Raw genomic sequence first — 16,609 nt, forward strand, 5'->3', positions numbered from 1 at the left:
CCATAAGCCCCTGAGACCCATCCCTGGCCTTCCGCCATGGAACGAGCAGGAGAGGTATACAAGGAAATATGAGATGGCGAGATCGCTATGGGTTGAGGCGCCTGCGCGGGCCGAAGATCGCCAAGTACGACCGCGCCACGACCGACGCCGACATCGAGTCGCTCATCGCCTTCGCGAAGTCGCGCCGGGGCGTCGAGTTCTACGTCGAGCCCGAGACCTTCGCGACGAACACCACGGCGGTGGCCGTCGCCGACGACGGTGAGTGGACCCGGCGCCGGGTCGGCTCCCCCGCGGTGATCCGCAAGGTGGCCCGCGACCTGGCCCTGCCCGTCTACGACGTGCAGCTGACCGGATACCCGCCCCGGATGAGGGCCTACAACGAGCGTCAGAAGCGCGCGGAGGGCTGAGCCGGAAGACCGGCCGCACACCTCGTCGCCGGAGCATCACCTGACCTACCGGGTTCGCCCGGGTTCACCGGCTCATCGGGACGTCACCGGCATCGGGGAGACCCCGCCCCCGGTGACGCGGGAACACGAAGGACCGGCGGCCGCCTCGTGGCCGGGGCCGCCGGACTCCTCCACCCTCGCGTCCGCACCTTCGCGGGATGACCGGCCGACGGGATCCGGCGAATCGCGAGACGACGGCTGCCGGGACGGCGAATGTCGGAACGGCGGATCGCGAGACGACTGATCGCGAGACGGCGGATGTCGCCGCCGTGCGCGCGGGCGGCATCGGCCGACGCGCCTCAGGCCCATGCCACCACACCTCGCCCACCCAACCGGCGTGCCCCGAGTCCACGCCACCACGCCCCGCCCACCCAACCGGCGTGCCCCGGATGCGTGCCTCCGCGCCCCGCCCAACCGGCGCGTCCAGGCCCCACGGCATTGCGCGGTCTTCTCACCATGCGGGATTCCCCTGGTTGAAGTGGCCGGCGAGAGGCAATCTCGATACATGCCGAGCAATGTCGTACCGGAGTGCGGGTGGCCGGGGGTCGGCCGCGTAATCTTTTTCTTCCCTTCAGGTGAGTACCCTCCGCAGGTTGAATCCCGCGATCATGAGTCGCTATGTAAACAGGATTTATGCGTATATGTACGTTTCATGTTGGTGCATGGTATGCGCTGAAGAGTGATGCCGATGGATTTCAAGGTTCTTGGACCGATCGAAGTGCGTACGGCCAACGGGCAGCCGATCGCCCTCGGACGGCGCAAACAACGAGTGTTGCTCGCCGCCCTGCTGCTCAATGCGGGTAAGGCGATCCCCACCCATCGGATGCTCGACTGGTTGTGGGGCGAACAGGCTCCCGCCAACGCCGAGTCGAACCTCTACACCTATATCTCCGCGCTACGCCGGGCACTCGGTTCGCCTTCCCGGATCGAGGCGGGCTCCAACGGCTACGTGCTCCGGGTCGCCCCCGGTGAAATAGACGTGAGATTGTTCGAAGAACTCGCCTCTCAAGGCCGTCTGATGTTATCCGAAGGGCGAAATGACGTCGCGCTCGAACGGTGCACCAGGGCTCTGGGCCTCTGGCGCGCCGAGTCGGTCCTGGAGGGGCTACCCCTGCCCGAGCCGTTGCGGGGCGAGGCCGCGCGGCTGGAGCGGCTGAGGACCACCGTCGTGGACGCCTCGCTGGAGGCCCGTCTGGCGCTGGGCCAGCACGGCGAGGTGCTTCCGGACCTGGAGGCGCTGACACGCAGGGATCCGCTGAACGAACGGCTCCGGGCACAGCTCATGCTCGCCCTGTACCGTTCCGGCCGCCGGGCCGACGCGCTCTCGGTGTACCAGCGCGCGCGGGAGCTGCTCGCCGCGGAGCTGGGCGTCGACCCCGGCCCGGACCTGATCCGGATGCACCAGCAGATCCTCGTCGACGACTCCGCGCTGGCGGCTCCGTCACCGTCGGTCATCGCCCGCAGGGTCTTCCCCCCCGCCGAGCTCCCGATCGACTCGGCCGCCTTCACCGGGCGTGCCGCCGAGGTCTCACGGCTGCGGACGGTGCTGGTCTCCGCGGCCCCCGGCCAGCTCGTCGTCTCCGCGGTCGCCGGAGCGGCCGGGATCGGCAAGTCGGCGTTCGCCGTGCACGTCGCCCACCAGATCGCGGACCGCTTCCCCGACGGGCAGCTCTACGTGAACCTGCACGGCTCCACCCCCAACGTCAAGCCGCTGCACCCGGCCGAGGTCCTCGCCCGCCTGTTGCGCTCCCTCGGCGGCGACGACGCGGCCGTGCCGACCGAGGTGGACGAGGCCGCCGCGCGATTTCGCTCGCTGACCGACGGCAGACGCCTGCTGTTCCTGTTCGACAACGCCCGGGACGCCGCGCAGGTACGGCCGTTGCTGCCGGCCAGTCCCACCTGCTGCGTGCTGATCACCTCCCGCAGGATGCTGACCTCCCTGGACGCCGCCGCGCACCTGCGTCTCGACGTCATGGCCGAGGAGGAGATGACCACCCTGCTGAGCCGCCTGATCGGCGACGAGCGCGTCGCCGCCGACCCCTGGGCGGCGCGCGCGATCGTACGGCTCTGCGGCGGCCTGCCGCTGGCGATCAGGATCGCCGCCGCCCGGCTCATCGCCCGGCCCGGCCTGTCGCTGCGCGGCCTCGCCGCCCGCCTCGCGGTCGAGGACCACCGCCTGTCCGAGCTGCAGGCCGACGACCGGGCGGTCCGGGCCTGCTTCATGGTGAGTTACCGCAGCCTGGACCCCGAGCACTCCCGCATGTTCCGGCTGCTGAGCCTGCTCGGCGGGTCCGACATCAGCGTCGCGGTCGCCGCCGCGCTGGCCGACCGCCCGGAGGAACGGACCGCGGATCTCCTGGACCATCTCGCGGACGTCCAGCTCCTGGAGGTCCGCGACGTGGACCGGTACCGCATGCACGACCTGCTCTGCCTGTTCGCCCGCGAGCGGACCCGGCTGGAGGAGACCGAGGAGGAGCAGGTGCGGGCCGTACGGCGGGCGCTGCACAGCTCCTTTGTCATCGCCTGCACTCTCGGTGACGTGTGCAACCGGCGGACCAGGCGAGACGCCAAGTTCGGTCACCTGGCGCTCGGCCGCTTCGGCATGCCCGCCGAGGGCTGCACGGCCGATCCCCGGTGGCTCAACGCGAAGATGGCCGACCTGATCTCCACCGCGCGCCAGGGGTCCGGCGCGGCGGGCGACGGCGGCGGTCTCCCGATCGTCCACGGCGCCCACCGGCACCGGTCGTCGTACGGGTGGGGCGGCTAGGGACACCGGAAACTCCCCCGGAGCGTCCGGGGGTCACGGAGGCGAGGCGGCCGCGCCCAGCGGGCCCACCGTGCCCACCGTGCCCACCAGGCCGGCCGGGCCCACCGCGTCGACCGCACCAACCGGGCCTCTCGTCGCCTCCCATCGCCTCCCGTCGCCGTCCACGGATGGGAGCGCTCCACCCCGTCGACGGCTACGAGAAATGAGCGATCCGAACCGGCGGGTAACGTGAACATGCTGAAAATAATTTCAGCGAACAACAGCCGAAATCACGGGAATTTACACGCTTGAAATATTCTCACGTACCCCCGCCGTAATCGCGGGATCCGGCATGCCCGAAATCACCGTCACACGCGGCCGTCGTGACCACGGGATCTGCGAAAGACGGCCCGACGAGTTCGCGCGCCGCGCCGCCCTTTTCGGCTCACGGTTCATCACGCGGGCGTCAACCTATACAGACTTGTATGGTGCGAGGTATAGCAGCATTTAACACCATTAGCGAGTTATCTCTTGTCTTCTCACACCTCTGGAGAGAAGGCCGGCACCTCGCGCAGGAAGACCCAGGGGATGACCGGTGACAGCGGCGGTAGTGCCGCAGGAGCCCGACGGGCACCCACCTCGCGACGATTGCCATCCTCGAACCAAACTCATCTGTGACGCCAGAAGCTGAAAAATCGCGGGAAAACGCCAGGAAAGGGCGGACGTGTCTGAGTTAATCGGCATCGATGAGTGTGAAAACCTTACCGTGAAGCAGGTTCAGAACCTGTACGGGAAGTACGTCAGCCGCAGCCAGGTCAACCTCATGACCTCGTTCGGCTTCGGCCGCGAGCTCGCCGAGCGGGCCGAGGGCGCCTGGATCTGGACCCGTGACGGCCGCCGGATCCTCGACGTCACCGGCGGGGTGGGCGTCCTCAACCACGGCCACAACCACCCGCGCATCCTGGCGGCCCGGCGCCGCTTCGCCGAGGCCAGGCGGATGGAGGTCCACAAGGCGTTCTTCTCGCCGTACGTGGCCGCGCTGAGCCACAACGTGGCCACCCTGCTGCCCGGCGACCTGAACATCTCCTACTTCCCGAACTCGGGTGCCGAGGCCAACGAGGGCGCCATCAAGATGGCGTACAAGTACCACGGCGGGAAGCGCAACACCATCCTGCGGTCCGACATCAGCTTCCACGGCAAGACCCTGGGGGCCGGGAGCCTGACCGGGTCGTCGGAGAACTCGTTCCGCTTCCCCGGGCTCCCGAACATCGTCGTCCATCCGTACGGCGACCTCGCGGCCGTGCGGGCGGCGGTCGACGCCGCGCGCACCCCCGACGGGAAGTGCGACGTCTACGCGATCATGGTGGAGCCGTTCAGCGCGTCGAGCATGCGCTCCTGGTCGGAGACGGACCTGCGCGAGCTGCGGCGGCTCTGCGACGAGCGCGACATCATCATGATCTTCGACGAGGTGTACACCGGCTGGGGCAAGACCGGCAGCCTCTTCTACTTCATGCGGTACCCGGACCTGCTGCCCGACATCCTCGTCTACTCCAAGTCGCTGGGCGGCGGGAAGGCGTCGATCGCCGGGTACACCGCGCGCGAGCCCATCTTCCGCAAGGCCTACGACCGGCTCTCCGACGTCATCCTGCACAGCACGACCTACTACGGCTTCGGCGAGGAGACCGTCACCGCGATCGAGGCGATCAACGTGATCGTCGAGGAGGACTATCCCGCGCGGGCACGGCAGATCGAGCGCATCCTGAAGCCCGGCCTGGAGAACATCCAGAAGCGCCACCCGGACGTCGTCGGCCAGGTGACCGGCACCGGGGCGCTGTGGGGGGTGTTCCTGACCGGCGGCCCCAAGGTGCTCGACCTGGCGGGCAAGCTGGTGCCCGGCTTCTCCAGCGACCCGCACTTCCGCACCAAGCTGATCACCCTCTCGGTGATCGCCGACCTCTACAGCGAGCACGACATCGTGTCGTACTACAGCCCGAACGTCGAGAACCCCCTCGTCGTCGCGCCGACCCTCGCCATCGAGCCCGACGACGTCGAGTACTTCGTGCAGAGCCTCGACAAGACCCTGTCCAAGGGCCTGCCCCGGCTGCTCGCCCGGTTCGTACGGGAGAAGGTGGGATCGCGGTGGCCTCTCGGGTCGTAGTGACCGGCAGCGCCGGGATGCTCGGCGGCAACCTGGTGCGGCGGCTCGTGCTCGACGGCCACGAGGTGGTCGGGGTGGACCTGCGCCCGCCGTCCGATCCGGACCCGGGATGGAGCCACCGGGTCGGCGACGTGCGCGACGTCGCGCTGATGGCCGAGGCGATGGCCGGGGCGGACGCGGTCGTGCACTGCGCCGGCGCGCTGCCCAGCTATCCGGCGGAGCAGATCCAGAGCCTGATCGTCGGGGGCACGCACAGCGTGCTGGAGGCCGCGCGCCTGGCCGGGGTGGAGCGGACGGTCCACATCTCCTCCACCGCCGTGTACGGGCTCCCCAAGCTGGTGCCCACCCCGGAGGAGCACCCGCGCGAGCCGGTCGACCCCTACACCAGGGCGAAGACCGAGGCTGAGGAGCTGGCCGACAAGTACCGGGCCGGCGGGATGTGCGTGCCGATCCTGCGCCCCAAGACCTTCCTCGGCCCCGGCCGGATGGGCCTGTTCGCGATGCTCTTCGAGTGGGCCGAGGAGGGCCGGAACTTCCCGGTCCTCGGCCGCGGGGACGTGCGCATCCAGATGCTCGCCATCGAGGACCTGGTGGACGCCGTGGCCGGCGTCCTGACGGCACCGGCGGACGTCGCGAACGACACCTACAACCTCGCGGCCGCGGAGTTCGGCACGCTGCGGGAGGACTTCCAGGCGGTGCTCGACACGGCCGGCCACGGCAGGCGTGTCGTGTCGCTGCCCGTCCGGCCGGCCCTGGCCGGGCTGCGGCTGCTGGAGCGGACCCGCCTGTCCCCGGTGTACGGACGGCTGGTGCACAAGCTGCTCGCCGACTCCTACGTCAGCATCGACAAGGCCCGGGACCGGCTCGGCTTCCGGCCCCGGCTGTCCAACAGGGACGCGATCCTCCGCACGTACGCCTGGTGGCGGGAGCATCGCGACGCGGGCCAGGCGCGGGGCGCCGGCCAGACCAGCCGCGACGCGTGGCGGCAGGGCGCGCTGTCACTGGCGAAAGTCTTCTTCTGAAGTGACGGGGAAAGCATGTACGTCGTCGAATCAGCAGACATTCCAGAACTCCCGCGGCCCAGGGGACCGGCCTCGGACCAGAAAACGGAAGCCCGGCCACGCCTGGTCACGGACCTCTTCAGGCTGATACGGCCCTCGCACGCGGCCAAGGCGATCCTCCTGGTGCCGCTCGCGCTCATCGACACCTCCCTGTGGAACCTCGCCAACGCGGTCGAGGTCGTCCTGGCCACGGTCGCGTTCATCCTGGCCTCCTCCGCCGTCTACGTCGGCAACGACATCGCCGACCGGCACCGTGACGTGCACCATCCCGTGAAGCGCCACCGTCCCGTCGCCGCCGGTCGCGTGGGGATCAGGGTCGCGTACGCCTACTGCGCCAGCCTGCTCGCGCTGCTCGGTGCCGTCATCCTCCTCACCCCGGGACCGTACTGGCCCATCGTGGTGTACCTCCTGATCAACATCGCCTACAGCCGCCGTCTCAAGCACATACCGCTGGTCGACGTGGGCACGGTGGCGATCTGTTTCGTCCTGCGGGTCGTCCAGGGGTACGAGGTGACCGGGGGGCGGGCGGCCACCTGGCTGCTCGTCACGGTGTTCTCGATGTCCCTGCTGCTCCTCATCGGCAAGCGGCGCCAGGAGCTGAAGGCGGGGACCGCGCACCGGCCCGCGCTGCACGGCTACTCGATGGAGCTGACCAACTGGCTGCTGCAGATCGCCTCGGTGCTCGCCCTCGTCTCCGGCCTCATGTACCTGCGCGACGAGGGCCCGTTCGGCCCCCAGTACGGCCAGACGGCGATGCTGCTGTCCACGCCCTTCGCGCTGTTCGCCCTCTTCCGCTACCTGCAGATCCAGCTGATGGACGAAGGCGGTGGTGACCCGGTCCGGATCCTGCTGCGCGACCGTGTCATGGTCGCCAACTCGATGTTGTGGGCCGCCACCCTGGGCGTGACGCTCGTGCTCGCCCAGCATCCCGTCCCGTTGTGAAGGCGACGTTGTGAGGGGGACGTTGTGAGAGCGACACGGAAGGAAAGAATGGAAGTCCGCATACTGGGTCCGGTCGAGGTGACCGCCGACGGCCGGCGCGTCCCCCTGGGACCGCCGCAACGACGTGCGGTGCTGGCCGCCCTCGCGGTCGACGTCAACCATCCCGTACCACTCCAGACGCTGATCGACCGGGTCTGGAACCTCCCCCCGGACCGGGCGACGGATTCGCTGTACGCCCACATCGCGCGCCTGCGGCAGGCGCTGACGGGAACCCCGGGAAACACGATCTCCATCGAGCGCCGCGGTGGCGGCTACGTGCTGGAGGCCGACCCCGACCGGGTGGACGCCCACCGCTTCCACCGGCTGGCGAAACAGGCGCAGACCCATGTCACCGACGACTCCGTCCAGGCCGCGCTGCTGGCCGAGGCGCTGGAGCTGTGGCGCGGCTCGCCGCTGACCGGCATCTCCGGAGACTGGGCCTCCCGGATGCGCTACAGCATCGAGCAGCAGTTCGTCGGCGCCATAGTCACCTGGGCGCAGGCGCACCTGCGGCTGGGACGGCCCGACGCGGTGGTCACCGAGCTCACCCCCCTCGTCCCCCGCTACCCGCTCGTGGAACCGCTCGCGAGCATGCTGATGCGCGCGCTCTGCGCCCTGGGACGCACCGCGGAGGCGGTGGCCCAGTACGCGCGGCTGCGCGGGTATCTCGCCGACCACCTGGGCATCGAGCCGGGGCCCGAGCTGCGGGCGCTGCACCAGGAGATCCTGCGCGGCGACCACGACCGGCCGACCTGGGTGGCCGAGGGGGTGGTCCTGGCCGGCGCCCACCACGCCGTCTCCGGCTGGGCGCCGCTCGGGCAGCCGCCACGCGCCGAGCCGCTGAGCTGGACCCGCCCCGCGGTCCACGTGCCCGACCGGGTGCTGTCCCGGCCCTGACCCTCTCCCCTTCCCCTTACGACCCGCTCCCGGAGGATCATCCTTTCGTCGAGACGACCAGGTGTTGCCCGCTGTGGTCGGAGAGGCCGTCCGACCGCACCAGCCCGTACCGGTGCACGGTGACGTCCGGCGTGGTGAACGCCCAGTCGATCCGCCACAGCGGCCACCGGTCGTCCCAGGAGGTGGGGTAGAGCGAACCGAGCACCGGGGTGGCGTCGACCAGCCGGTCCGGCAGCAGGCGCAGGATGCCCATCGCCGGTGAGGCGTTGAAGTCCCCGGCCAGCACGACCGGGTGCGGGTTCCTCTCGACGTCGGCCGCGAGCGCGCGGAGGTTGGCCTGCCGCCGCTCGTGCTGGGTCCGGTTGAGGCGGCGGGGGTCCGGGCCCTTCGGGAACGCGTGGACGGGGGAGTTGATGTGCGTGTTGTAGAACGAGACGATCTTCCCGCCGTCCCCGCCGGCCTGTATGTCGGTACGCAGCGTCTTCACCGCGGAGAAATCGGGCAGGCCCGGGTCGGGGGGCAGGATCGCGTCCCGTTTCTCCGACACCCACGGGCGGAGGTCGAGCCCCCGCTCCGAGACGATCGGGAACCGGGAGAGCGTCACCATCTCGCTCGCCACGGCGACGTGGTAGCCGGGGAACTCCCGGCGCAGCCTGGCCAGGTCGTCCACCCGGACCGCCTTGGAGTCCGGGCCGAAGTAGACGTACTCCTGCAGGAGGTACACATCCGCCTTCTGGGCGTGGAGGTAGCGGTAGAAGGCGTCGACGTCGCGCGCCGGAGTGCCGGTGGGCGGTGGCATCGTCACCTCGCCCACCACCATGTCCCAGTACAGCGTGTTCCAGGAGAACACCGTGATCGCGTCCGGCGGCGCGGGCGGGGGGCGGTGCCACAGGGCGGCGAGGTTGAGCCCGCTCGCGCCCCCGCCGAGCACCAGGGAGACGAGCGTCACCGCCGCGATCCACCCCCGGGCCGTACGCGCGAGCAGGGCCACCGCGAACAGCAGGACCGGCAGGACCGCGAAGGCGAACGGCGGGACGAGCTCCGGGGCCTGCCACCACCACACCCGGCCGGACAGAGCGCGATGGATCGCCACGAACACCAGCCAGGCGACCGGCGCGGACAGCAGCGGCCAGGTCCGCCAGCGCGACCGCCGGGCGGGCGGGGGCCCGGCGGTCGCGGTCACGACCCGCGTGTCGGTCATCGGCGGCGGCCGGATCCGGGACGTGCGCGCGGCGGCGCGGGCGGGCACTGGCGGGTCGTCACATCGCCACCCGTCACGTCGCCGCTCGTCACGTAGCCGTCCGTCACGCCGCCTGTCACGTCGCCGCCTCGCCGGCGGCCGAGGGGCGCGCGAGCAGGTCCGAGTCGTAGAGCCCGCGGAACCTGGCGGAGCAGAGCCACTGCGCGACCCCGGCCGCCACCCCGGCCGCGATGGTGACGTTCACCACGAAATGCACCGCGCCATAGTAGAGCAGGAAGATCGGGCCGCGCCTGCGCAGCACGAACCGGTACATGCCGAGGTCCGCGAGGATCGACACGGCCAGGGCGAGGGCCGGCAGCGCGGCACCGGCCGGGCCGAACGCCAGCGCCGGCAGCGTGGCCAGCGCCGCCAGCGCGGCGAGGCTGCCGCCGGCCCGGTTCGAGGTCTCGAACCCCCGGGCGAAGCGCTTGCGCCGCGCGTACAGCGGCACCCGGGCGCGTCCCCGCTTGAACAGCTTGCGCAGCAGCTTGGACAGCTCGTCGTCGTGGTCGTGCCGGGAGCGCACCTTCGAGGTGAGGACCATGTCGTACCGCTGGGTGAGGCGGTGGCCGTAGTCGACCTCCTCGGTCTCACGCAACCGGGTGTTGAACGGGCCGACCTCGTCGTACACGTGGCGGGGCATCGCGACCATCGCCGGGAAGAGGAACGAGATGGGCCCCTCGGAGCTCGCCGTCCAGTAGTAGTACTGCAGCGCGCGGTACTCCTCGACGAGGCTGTCGCGGATCAGCGGCTCCGGGTCGTGGATGCTGCACACCGCCCCGAGCCGCGGGTCGGCCGCGAGCATGCCCACCGCCACCTCGACGGCGTCGGGGTAGGCGGCCACGTCGGAGTCGACGAACACCAGGATCTCGCCGCGAGCGTGGGTGATGCCGAGGTTGCGCGCGCCGGCCACGCCCATGTTGCGCTCGGTGTGGACGACCCGGACGCCGAGCCGTTCGGCGACCGCGACGGAGTCGTCGGTGCTGCCGTCGTCCACCATGATCAGCTCAATGGGCCGGTACGTCTGCTCCTGCAGGGCGCGCAGGCAGAGCTCCAGCGAGGTCGCGTAGTTGTAGTTGGGCACGACCACCGATACCAGCGGGCCGGTCATCGCTCACGCCCCCATCGCCGGCGCGGACGCCTCCGGCATGTCGTAGGTGCGCCGGAACTTGCTGGACAGCACGCACTGCGCTGCGCCGACGAACACCGCCACCCCGACGGTGACGTTCACCAGGAAGTGGACCGCGGTGAAGTAGACGGTGAACGCCGGACCGGCGTACCCCCAGACGAAGCGGTACATCCCCAGGTCGGAGGCGATGAAGCCGATCAGCAGCACGAGCGGCACGAGCAGCCAGACCGGGCCGAACAGGACCGGCAGCGCCAGGGCGGCCACCGCGAACAGGGCGGCGAGCGAGCCCCAGCCGCGGCTGCTGTTGGTCGGGCCGCCGTTGAAGTCCGGCCTGCGCAGGTAGAGCGGGATGTGCAGGCGCGCGCGGTGGAAGAACTTCGACAGCACCACGCTCAGCCTGTCGTCGTGGTCGTGCGCGCCCCTGATCCGGGTGTCCAGCACGATCCGGTAGCGCTGGGTGATCCGGTGGCCGTAGTCGGCGTTCTCGCTGTGGCGCAGCGCCGGGTTGAGCGGGCCGATCTCGCGGAAGACCCTGGTCCACATCGCGAAGATCGCCGAGTAGATCGTGGTGATGTCGCCCGCGTCACCGGAGATCCAGTAGTGCAGCTGGAGGCTGCGGTAGCGCTCCACGCGGCTGTCGGGGATGAGCGGCTCCGGCTCGTACGTGCCGCACACCACGCCCAGCGTGGGGTCGGCGGTGAGCAGCTCCACCGCGTTGCCGACCGTGTCGGGGGTGAGCGCCACGTCCGAGTCGAGGAAGAACAGCACCTCCCCGCGCGCGTGCTCGACGCCGAGGTTGCGTGCCGCGGGCGCCCCGATGTTGGTGTCGGTGATCAGCACCCGCACCCCGTGCCGGTGGGCGATCTCCACCGAGTCGTCGGTGCTCCGGTCGTCGACGACGATCACTTCGATGTTCGGGTAGTCCTGCCGCTCCAGCGCGCTCAGGCACAGATCCAGCGTACGGGCGTAGTTGTAGTTGGGAATGATGACCGAGACCAGTGGCCGCTGCTCATCCATGGTCGAAGACCCCTTCGGGTTGGCGGGCGCCCGCCGGCCGGGAGGGGACCCGCCCGGCGGACGCTCGCACGCGTTGGTCTGTTCCGATGCTTGACATGGCTACTTGTCTCCCGCCGGAGCCGGCTCCGCCATCGGTCGTGGTTCCGGTTCCGGTTCCGGCAGCGGGGACGGGTTACGCCGGAGGACGATCTCGGCCGCCCCCAGCGCCGCCGCCCCCAGCGCCACCTCGCCGACCGTGGAGACCAGCCGGCTCGCCACCGCCACCACCGCGGCCGCCGGCGCGGGCAGCACCACCGTCAGGGCTGCGGTCAGCACCGCCTCGCGGACGCCGATCCCGTCCGGCAGCACGACCGTCAGCATCCCGACCGTCGTGGCCAGGGTGAACGCGCCCACGCACAGTCCCAGGGAGGGCAGCGGGTCGGCCCCCATCGCGACCGCGAGCAGCCACAGGTGCAGGCCGGTGACCAGCCAGGACACCGCCTGCGCGACGACCGCCAGCCGTATCCCCCGCGACGAGGCCGTCCTGGCCGGGTCCGGCCGGCGCAGCACCCGCAGCACCAGGCGCGCGCCGTGGTTGACCAGCTGCGGCCGTACCAGCACGACCACGACCAGCACCGTCGCCGCCGCCACCAGCCACGCCACCTGGGTGCCGAGCATGTGCACGCCCGCGAGCAGCCCGATCGTGAGCCCGGTCAGCAGGACCAGGCTCATGCTCAGCGCCGCCGTACCCATCAGCCGCCCGAAACCGACGCCGTTGGCCGTGGCCACCTTGGTCGCGGCGATCAGGCCGGGCACCTTCCCCGGCACGTACTTGCTCAGGAACGTCACGAAGAAGACGCGTGCCACCCTCGGCTCGCCGACCGGCGGGCCGAGCTCCAGCAGCACCGCCCGCCACGCCAGGTAGCCGAACCCCAGCCCGGCCATGCTGATCAGCAGCGCGCCGGCCAGCAGGAGGCCGATCCGCCCGCCGTCGCTCCTGGCGAGCATGACGGAGACCACGCTCCAGTCCTGCCCGGCCAGCGCCACCGCCACCGCGCCCACCAGGACCAGCGCGAACGCCGCCATCAGGACGCGCACGAGCGCGCGGGGCGGGCGCCACCGCGGGCGCCACCGCGAACTCGACGGCCGGCTCTCGGTCACTCGGGCGCGCCGGCCGAGGAGACCCGGGCCAGACCGGTCTCGGCCGGGTGCCCCTGGCGGCGGAGCAGCTCGTAGACGAGCCGCGGCAGACCCGCGCCGGCCCCGAGGAAGAACGCCGTGTGGTAGCAGAACTGCATCACGGCCATCTGGAACGCGAAGCCCGCGCCCCGGTAGCGGTGGGAGTAGCGGAGGAAGTCACGGTTCACCGTGACGAACGCCGCCAGCAGCAGCGCGAGCACCACGAGCAGCCACGGCGCGAGGAGGACGAACGGCAGCGTGAACAGGCTCAGCGCCGCCGAGACGGAGGAGATCCGCGGCGGCAGGCGGCGGGTGCGCGGGTCCGGCCCGATCATGTCCAGCCGGAACCCGATCGTGTCGTCGTCGTACAGCCGCCGCGCCCTCAGCATGATCACCGGCAGGGTGCTGGCCCTGACGAACCGCTCCCACATGCACTCCCAGAACCGGTCGACGTCGTCGGCCCTGGTGACCACGGTCGCGGTCACCACCAGCCGGTACTTGGACGGCACCCGGTTGCCGAACTCGAAGTCCTCGCCGTCGCGCAGCCGCTCGTCCAGCCCGCCCGCCTCGCGGTAGACCGTGCGCGGGATCAGCGAGTTGGACAGGAACGTGGAAACCGCCCGCTGGCGGTCGAAGTGCTCGGAGAAGACGCGGTACCTCTCCACCAGGCCGTCGTCGTACAGCGGCTCCTTGTCGTAGATCCCCTGGACCATGCCGCAGTCGGGCGTCTCCCGGTAGGCTCGCACCGCGTTCTCCACGGCGTCCGGGGCGAGCGCGGTGTCGGAGTCGACGAAGAAGAGCAGGGGCGCGCTGCTGGAGTCGACCCCGGTGTTGCGGGCCCCCGACGGCCCCTGGTTGGTCGGCAGCTCCACGATCGTGCACGGGAACTCCCGCGCGATGTCCAGCGAGCCGTCCGTGCTGCGGTCGTCGACCACGATCACCTCGGCCACGGGGTACGTCTGCGCGTACACCGCCTCCAGGCAGGCGCGGAGGGTCTTCTTCTTGTTGTAGTTCGGCACGATGACCGCGACATCCTCGGGTCGCGAGGTCGCCGGATCCGTCATGTGTGTTCCTTCCGCGGCTCAGTGGCCAACCGATAGAACCGTTTGCTGAGGACGGTGGTCGGAGAGTCCGTCGGCCCCGGGCATCTCGTAGCGGTGCACGGTGACGTCCGGCGTGGTGAACATCCAGTCGATCCGCCAGAGCTCGAGGGTTCCGGTGGTGTACGTGACCGGATAGAGGGACGGCAGCGCCTCGGTGTGGTCGACCAGCTTCTCCGGCAGCAGCCGGAGCATCCCCATCGCCGGGGTGGTGTTCAGGTCTCCGGCGAGCACCACCGGCCGGTCGTTCGCCTCGATGTCGGCGCGAAGCGCCCGGTAGCTCGCCTCCCGCCGGGCGTGGGCGTACTGATTGGAGTCGCGGGTCTCGCCGTCGTACAGCCGCCATCCGGTCGGGGGCTGGTTGACCTGCGTGTTGTAGAAGGAGACGATCTCGCCTCCCACCCGGATGTCGGTGCGCAGCGTCTCGACCGTGTAGGAGGTCGGCCAGTCCCGCATCACCTCCGGGATCGTCTTCTGGTCCGCGGGCAGCCAGGGGGTCATGTCGAGCCCGCGCTGCCCGACGACGGGGAGCCGGGAGAGTGTGATCAGCTCCCCGGACGTCGCGACCTCGTACCCCGGGAACTCGCGTCGCAGCTCCGCCGTCTTGTCGATGCGGAGCGCCATGTCGGCGGTCCACTTCGTCGTCATCATGTCCCCCGCCGAGGTGTCGACGTAGAGATACTCCGCGAGCAGGTAGACGTCGGCGTCCATCTCGCGCAGGTAGTCGTAGAAGCCGGGCGAGTAGCTGTTCCCGTCGGAGGTGCGCCAGTCCTGGTCCCAGAACTCGGTGTTCCACGCGACCACCTTGACGGACCCCGGCGGCGCGGGCGGCGGGGTGTGCCAGAGGGTCGCCACGTTGATCCCGCTCGGCCCCGCGCCGAGCACCAGGGCGAGGACCAGGACCGGGATGACCCGCCATCGGACCGGGCGCGCCAGCGGCGCCACCACCAGCACCAGCGACGGCACCACCACGAACATGAACGGCGGCATCAGGTCCAGCGGGGCCCACAGCGAGGTACGGCCGCTCGCCAGCAGGTGCGCGGCCAGGAACAGCAGCCACCCCGTGGTGGCGGTCACCACCAGCCGGGTGCCCAGGCACCACCGCCGCCTCGGCCGGACGAACCGGCCGACGCGAACCCACAGGCCGACCGGCTTCTCCCGCTCTTCCGGCTTCTCCTGCTTTTCTGGCTTCCCTGGCTTTTCTGGCGGCACCTCCGCCGGCTGGTCCTCGGTCGTCTCCTCGGTCATGATGTCCCGGTCGCCCATCAGCACACCACCTCGGCACGTAGGTCAGGCCGGCGACAGCCATTGACGATCCGCGATCACTTCCAGCGGTACCTCAACGTACTGACCGGGTCTTGTCGCTTCCTTGTCGTCCGCGCCGCGGGCCGCGCAGGGCTCGGTCCTGGGCCACAAGCCGCACAGAATGGGAACCGTACGACATGCCGGACCGCGCGACAAGAATGAGACAAGCCGTCGAGGCTAGCGTGGGCGGGGAGCAAGGCGGTCGGAGGTCGGGCGGCGAGCCGCGACCGCTTGACCGAAGACCCACCTGGGCGGCCCCGCCCTGATCATCGGCCAACACCCGGCGGTTCGGAAAGAGCGGCCCTCAGCCAACGGAGCGACCTGTGAATCGAGAACGCCCGCTAGTCTCGGTCATCATCCCCAGCTTCAACCGATCCCACGTGTTACGCCTGTGCCTGCGCGCGCTGGAGAAGCAGACCTACTCCCCCATCGAGGTCATCGTGGTGGACGACTGCGGCACCGAGGACGCGGCGGAGGTGGCGAGGTCGATGGGCGTCACCGTGCTGCGCACCGAGGTCAACAGCGGCGCGTCGACCGCGCGCAACCTCGGCGCCGAGCACGCCCACGGCGAGATCCTGCTCTTCCAGGACGGCGACATCGCCCTCGACCCGGACGCCGTGGAGAACGCGGTGAACATCCTCCAGGCCGAGACCAGGCTGGGTGCCCTGGGAGGCATCCTGCACCCCGAGCCGCTGGCGGCCCGGACCCTGCCCGCGCAGTATCGCGCGCTGCAGATGTATCACTGGTGGATGCCGACCGACCGCCCGACCCTCGAACTGCACGCGGCCGTGCTCGCCGTGTCGACCAAGGTGTTCAAGGAGATCGGCCCCTTCAACCCGCACCTGAGCGACACGGTGTCCGCCGACTACCGCTCCCGGCTGATGCGGAAGGGCTACGAGGTGCGCATCACCGACGCCGTCCGCGGCCGGGCCGACCACGACTCCACGATGCGGATGATCCTGAGCAAGGTGTTCCGGCGCGCGCGGGTGAGCGCGCGGGAGTGGACCCGGGGCGAGACGCCGGGCGACTCCGTGCCGCGCGCGTTCGGTGGTGTCCTGCTGGTCGCCGCCGTGCCCGCCGCCCTGCTGCCGCTGCTGGCCGGCCCCGTCGGCGCCGTGGTGTCGCCGCTGCTGGTCGCCACCGCCGTCGTCCTGGACGGCAGCACCTACCGACGGGTGTTCGCCCGCCGGGGCATCCCCTTCGGCCTCTACTTCGGTGCCGTCCACCTCCTGGTCACCTTCGTGGGAGCGACGGGAGCGGGAGTCGGCGTGCTCCAGCGTCTCCTGCAGGGGGACGGCCGGGCGTTACCTGGATCCCCCGGACCGGTGACCTGAGCAATCAGTGACCCGTCGGCACGACGGACGACCGGGC

Annotated in this window: 13 protein-coding genes; 7 read left to right on the top strand and 6 right to left on the bottom strand. The window is 70.6% G+C overall.

The window, feature by feature from the left end; all coding sequences use genetic code 11:
* Positions 1 to 68 precede the first annotated feature (68 nt).
* The 6 genes from ACFYWM_RS22825 to ACFYWM_RS22850 all read left to right on the top strand — a co-directional run bounded on the left by ACFYWM_RS22825 (position 69) and on the right by ACFYWM_RS22850 (position 8,289).
* Positions 69 to 407, top strand: a complete 339-nt coding sequence (locus ACFYWM_RS22825; RefSeq protein ID WP_389917447.1) for a hypothetical protein — start codon at positions 69 to 71, stop codon at positions 405 to 407.
* Positions 408 to 1,134: 727 nt separating this feature from the next.
* Positions 1,135 to 3,213: a BTAD domain-containing putative transcriptional regulator gene (locus ACFYWM_RS22830; RefSeq protein WP_389917448.1), complete on the top strand. Its 2,079-nt coding sequence runs from the start codon at positions 1,135 to 1,137 to the stop codon at positions 3,211 to 3,213.
* 745 nt (positions 3,214 to 3,958) lie between these two features.
* The gene (locus ACFYWM_RS22835; protein WP_389917449.1) at positions 3,959 to 5,350 is read left to right on the top strand and encodes an aspartate aminotransferase family protein; all 1,392 of its coding nucleotides are present in this window, start codon (positions 3,959 to 3,961) and stop codon (positions 5,348 to 5,350) included.
* A complete protein-coding gene (locus tag ACFYWM_RS22840) occupies positions 5,332 to 6,372 on the top strand; it encodes an NAD-dependent epimerase/dehydratase family protein (RefSeq protein WP_389917450.1) in 1,041 nt (346 codons plus the stop codon). The genes ACFYWM_RS22835 and ACFYWM_RS22840 overlap by 19 nt, the downstream gene beginning before the upstream one ends.
* 162 nt (positions 6,373 to 6,534) lie before the next feature.
* Positions 6,535 to 7,353: a UbiA prenyltransferase family protein gene (locus ACFYWM_RS22845; protein WP_389917451.1), complete on the top strand. Its 819-nt coding sequence runs from the start codon at positions 6,535 to 6,537 to the stop codon at positions 7,351 to 7,353.
* A 48-nt stretch (positions 7,354 to 7,401) separates the two neighbouring features.
* Positions 7,402 to 8,289 carry a BTAD domain-containing putative transcriptional regulator gene (locus ACFYWM_RS22850; RefSeq protein WP_389917452.1) on the top strand — a complete coding sequence of 296 codons (888 nt, stop codon included), beginning with the start codon at positions 7,402 to 7,404 and terminating at the stop codon, positions 8,287 to 8,289.
* Positions 8,290 to 8,326: 37 nt separating this feature from the next.
* Here ACFYWM_RS22850 and ACFYWM_RS22855 read toward each other — a convergent pair whose 3' ends face one another.
* From ACFYWM_RS22855 to ACFYWM_RS22880, 6 genes are all read right to left on the bottom strand, one after another.
* Entirely contained in the window at positions 8,327 to 9,490 is a 1,164-nt protein-coding gene (locus ACFYWM_RS22855; protein WP_389917453.1) for an endonuclease/exonuclease/phosphatase family protein, read from the bottom strand.
* Positions 9,491 to 9,605: 115 nt separating this feature from the next.
* On the bottom strand, positions 9,606 to 10,640 hold the full coding sequence (locus ACFYWM_RS22860; RefSeq protein WP_389917454.1) for a glycosyltransferase family 2 protein: 1,035 nt from the start codon (positions 10,638 to 10,640) through the stop codon (positions 9,606 to 9,608).
* 3 nt (positions 10,641 to 10,643) lie between these two features.
* Positions 10,644 to 11,675, bottom strand: a complete 1,032-nt coding sequence (locus ACFYWM_RS22865; RefSeq protein ID WP_389917455.1) for a glycosyltransferase family 2 protein — start codon at positions 11,673 to 11,675, stop codon at positions 10,644 to 10,646.
* A gap of 99 nt (positions 11,676 to 11,774) precedes the next feature.
* Positions 11,775 to 12,752: a lysylphosphatidylglycerol synthase domain-containing protein gene (locus ACFYWM_RS22870; protein WP_389917456.1), complete on the bottom strand. Its 978-nt coding sequence runs from the start codon at positions 12,750 to 12,752 to the stop codon at positions 11,775 to 11,777.
* Between the two features lie 59 nt (positions 12,753 to 12,811).
* Positions 12,812 to 13,897, bottom strand: a complete 1,086-nt coding sequence (locus tag ACFYWM_RS22875; protein ID WP_389917457.1) for a glycosyltransferase family 2 protein — start codon at positions 13,895 to 13,897, stop codon at positions 12,812 to 12,814.
* 18 nt (positions 13,898 to 13,915) lie between these two features.
* Positions 13,916 to 15,199, bottom strand: a complete 1,284-nt coding sequence (locus ACFYWM_RS22880; RefSeq protein WP_389917458.1) for an endonuclease/exonuclease/phosphatase family protein — start codon at positions 15,197 to 15,199, stop codon at positions 13,916 to 13,918.
* Positions 15,200 to 15,561: 362 nt separating this feature from the next.
* On the opposite strand from ACFYWM_RS22880, the gene ACFYWM_RS22885 reads away from it, so the two are divergent.
* Positions 15,562 to 16,572 carry a glycosyltransferase gene (locus ACFYWM_RS22885; RefSeq protein ID WP_389917459.1) on the top strand — a complete coding sequence of 337 codons (1,011 nt, stop codon included), beginning with the start codon at positions 15,562 to 15,564 and terminating at the stop codon, positions 16,570 to 16,572.
* Positions 16,573 to 16,609: the final 37 nt, after the last annotated feature.

It is taken from the genome of Streptosporangium sp. NPDC002721, assembly GCF_042888905.1.
Classification (GTDB): domain Bacteria; phylum Actinomycetota; class Actinomycetes; order Streptosporangiales; family Streptosporangiaceae; genus Streptosporangium.

Excerpts from the sequence above, each read along its gene's own strand:
- ACFYWM_RS22880 (WP_389917458.1), bottom strand. The coding sequence starts at position 15,199 with ATGGGCGACCGGGACATCATGACCGAGGAGACGACCGAGGACCAGCCG.
- ACFYWM_RS22865 (WP_389917455.1), bottom strand. The coding sequence starts at position 11,675 with ATGGATGAGCAGCGGCCACTGGTCTCGGTCATCATTCCCAACTACAAC.
- ACFYWM_RS22850 (WP_389917452.1), top strand. The coding sequence starts at position 7,402 with ATGGAAGTCCGCATACTGGGTCCGGTCGAGGTGACCGCCGACGGCCGG.
- ACFYWM_RS22830 (WP_389917448.1), top strand. The coding sequence starts at position 1,135 with ATGGATTTCAAGGTTCTTGGACCGATCGAAGTGCGTACGGCCAACGGG.
- ACFYWM_RS22855 (WP_389917453.1), bottom strand. The coding sequence starts at position 9,490 with ATGACCGACACGCGGGTCGTGACCGCGACCGCCGGGCCCCCGCCCGCC.
- ACFYWM_RS22875 (WP_389917457.1), bottom strand. The coding sequence starts at position 13,897 with ATGACGGATCCGGCGACCTCGCGACCCGAGGATGTCGCGGTCATCGTG.
- ACFYWM_RS22860 (WP_389917454.1), bottom strand. The coding sequence starts at position 10,640 with ATGACCGGCCCGCTGGTATCGGTGGTCGTGCCCAACTACAACTACGCG.
- ACFYWM_RS22825 (WP_389917447.1), top strand. The coding sequence starts at position 69 with ATGAGATGGCGAGATCGCTATGGGTTGAGGCGCCTGCGCGGGCCGAAG.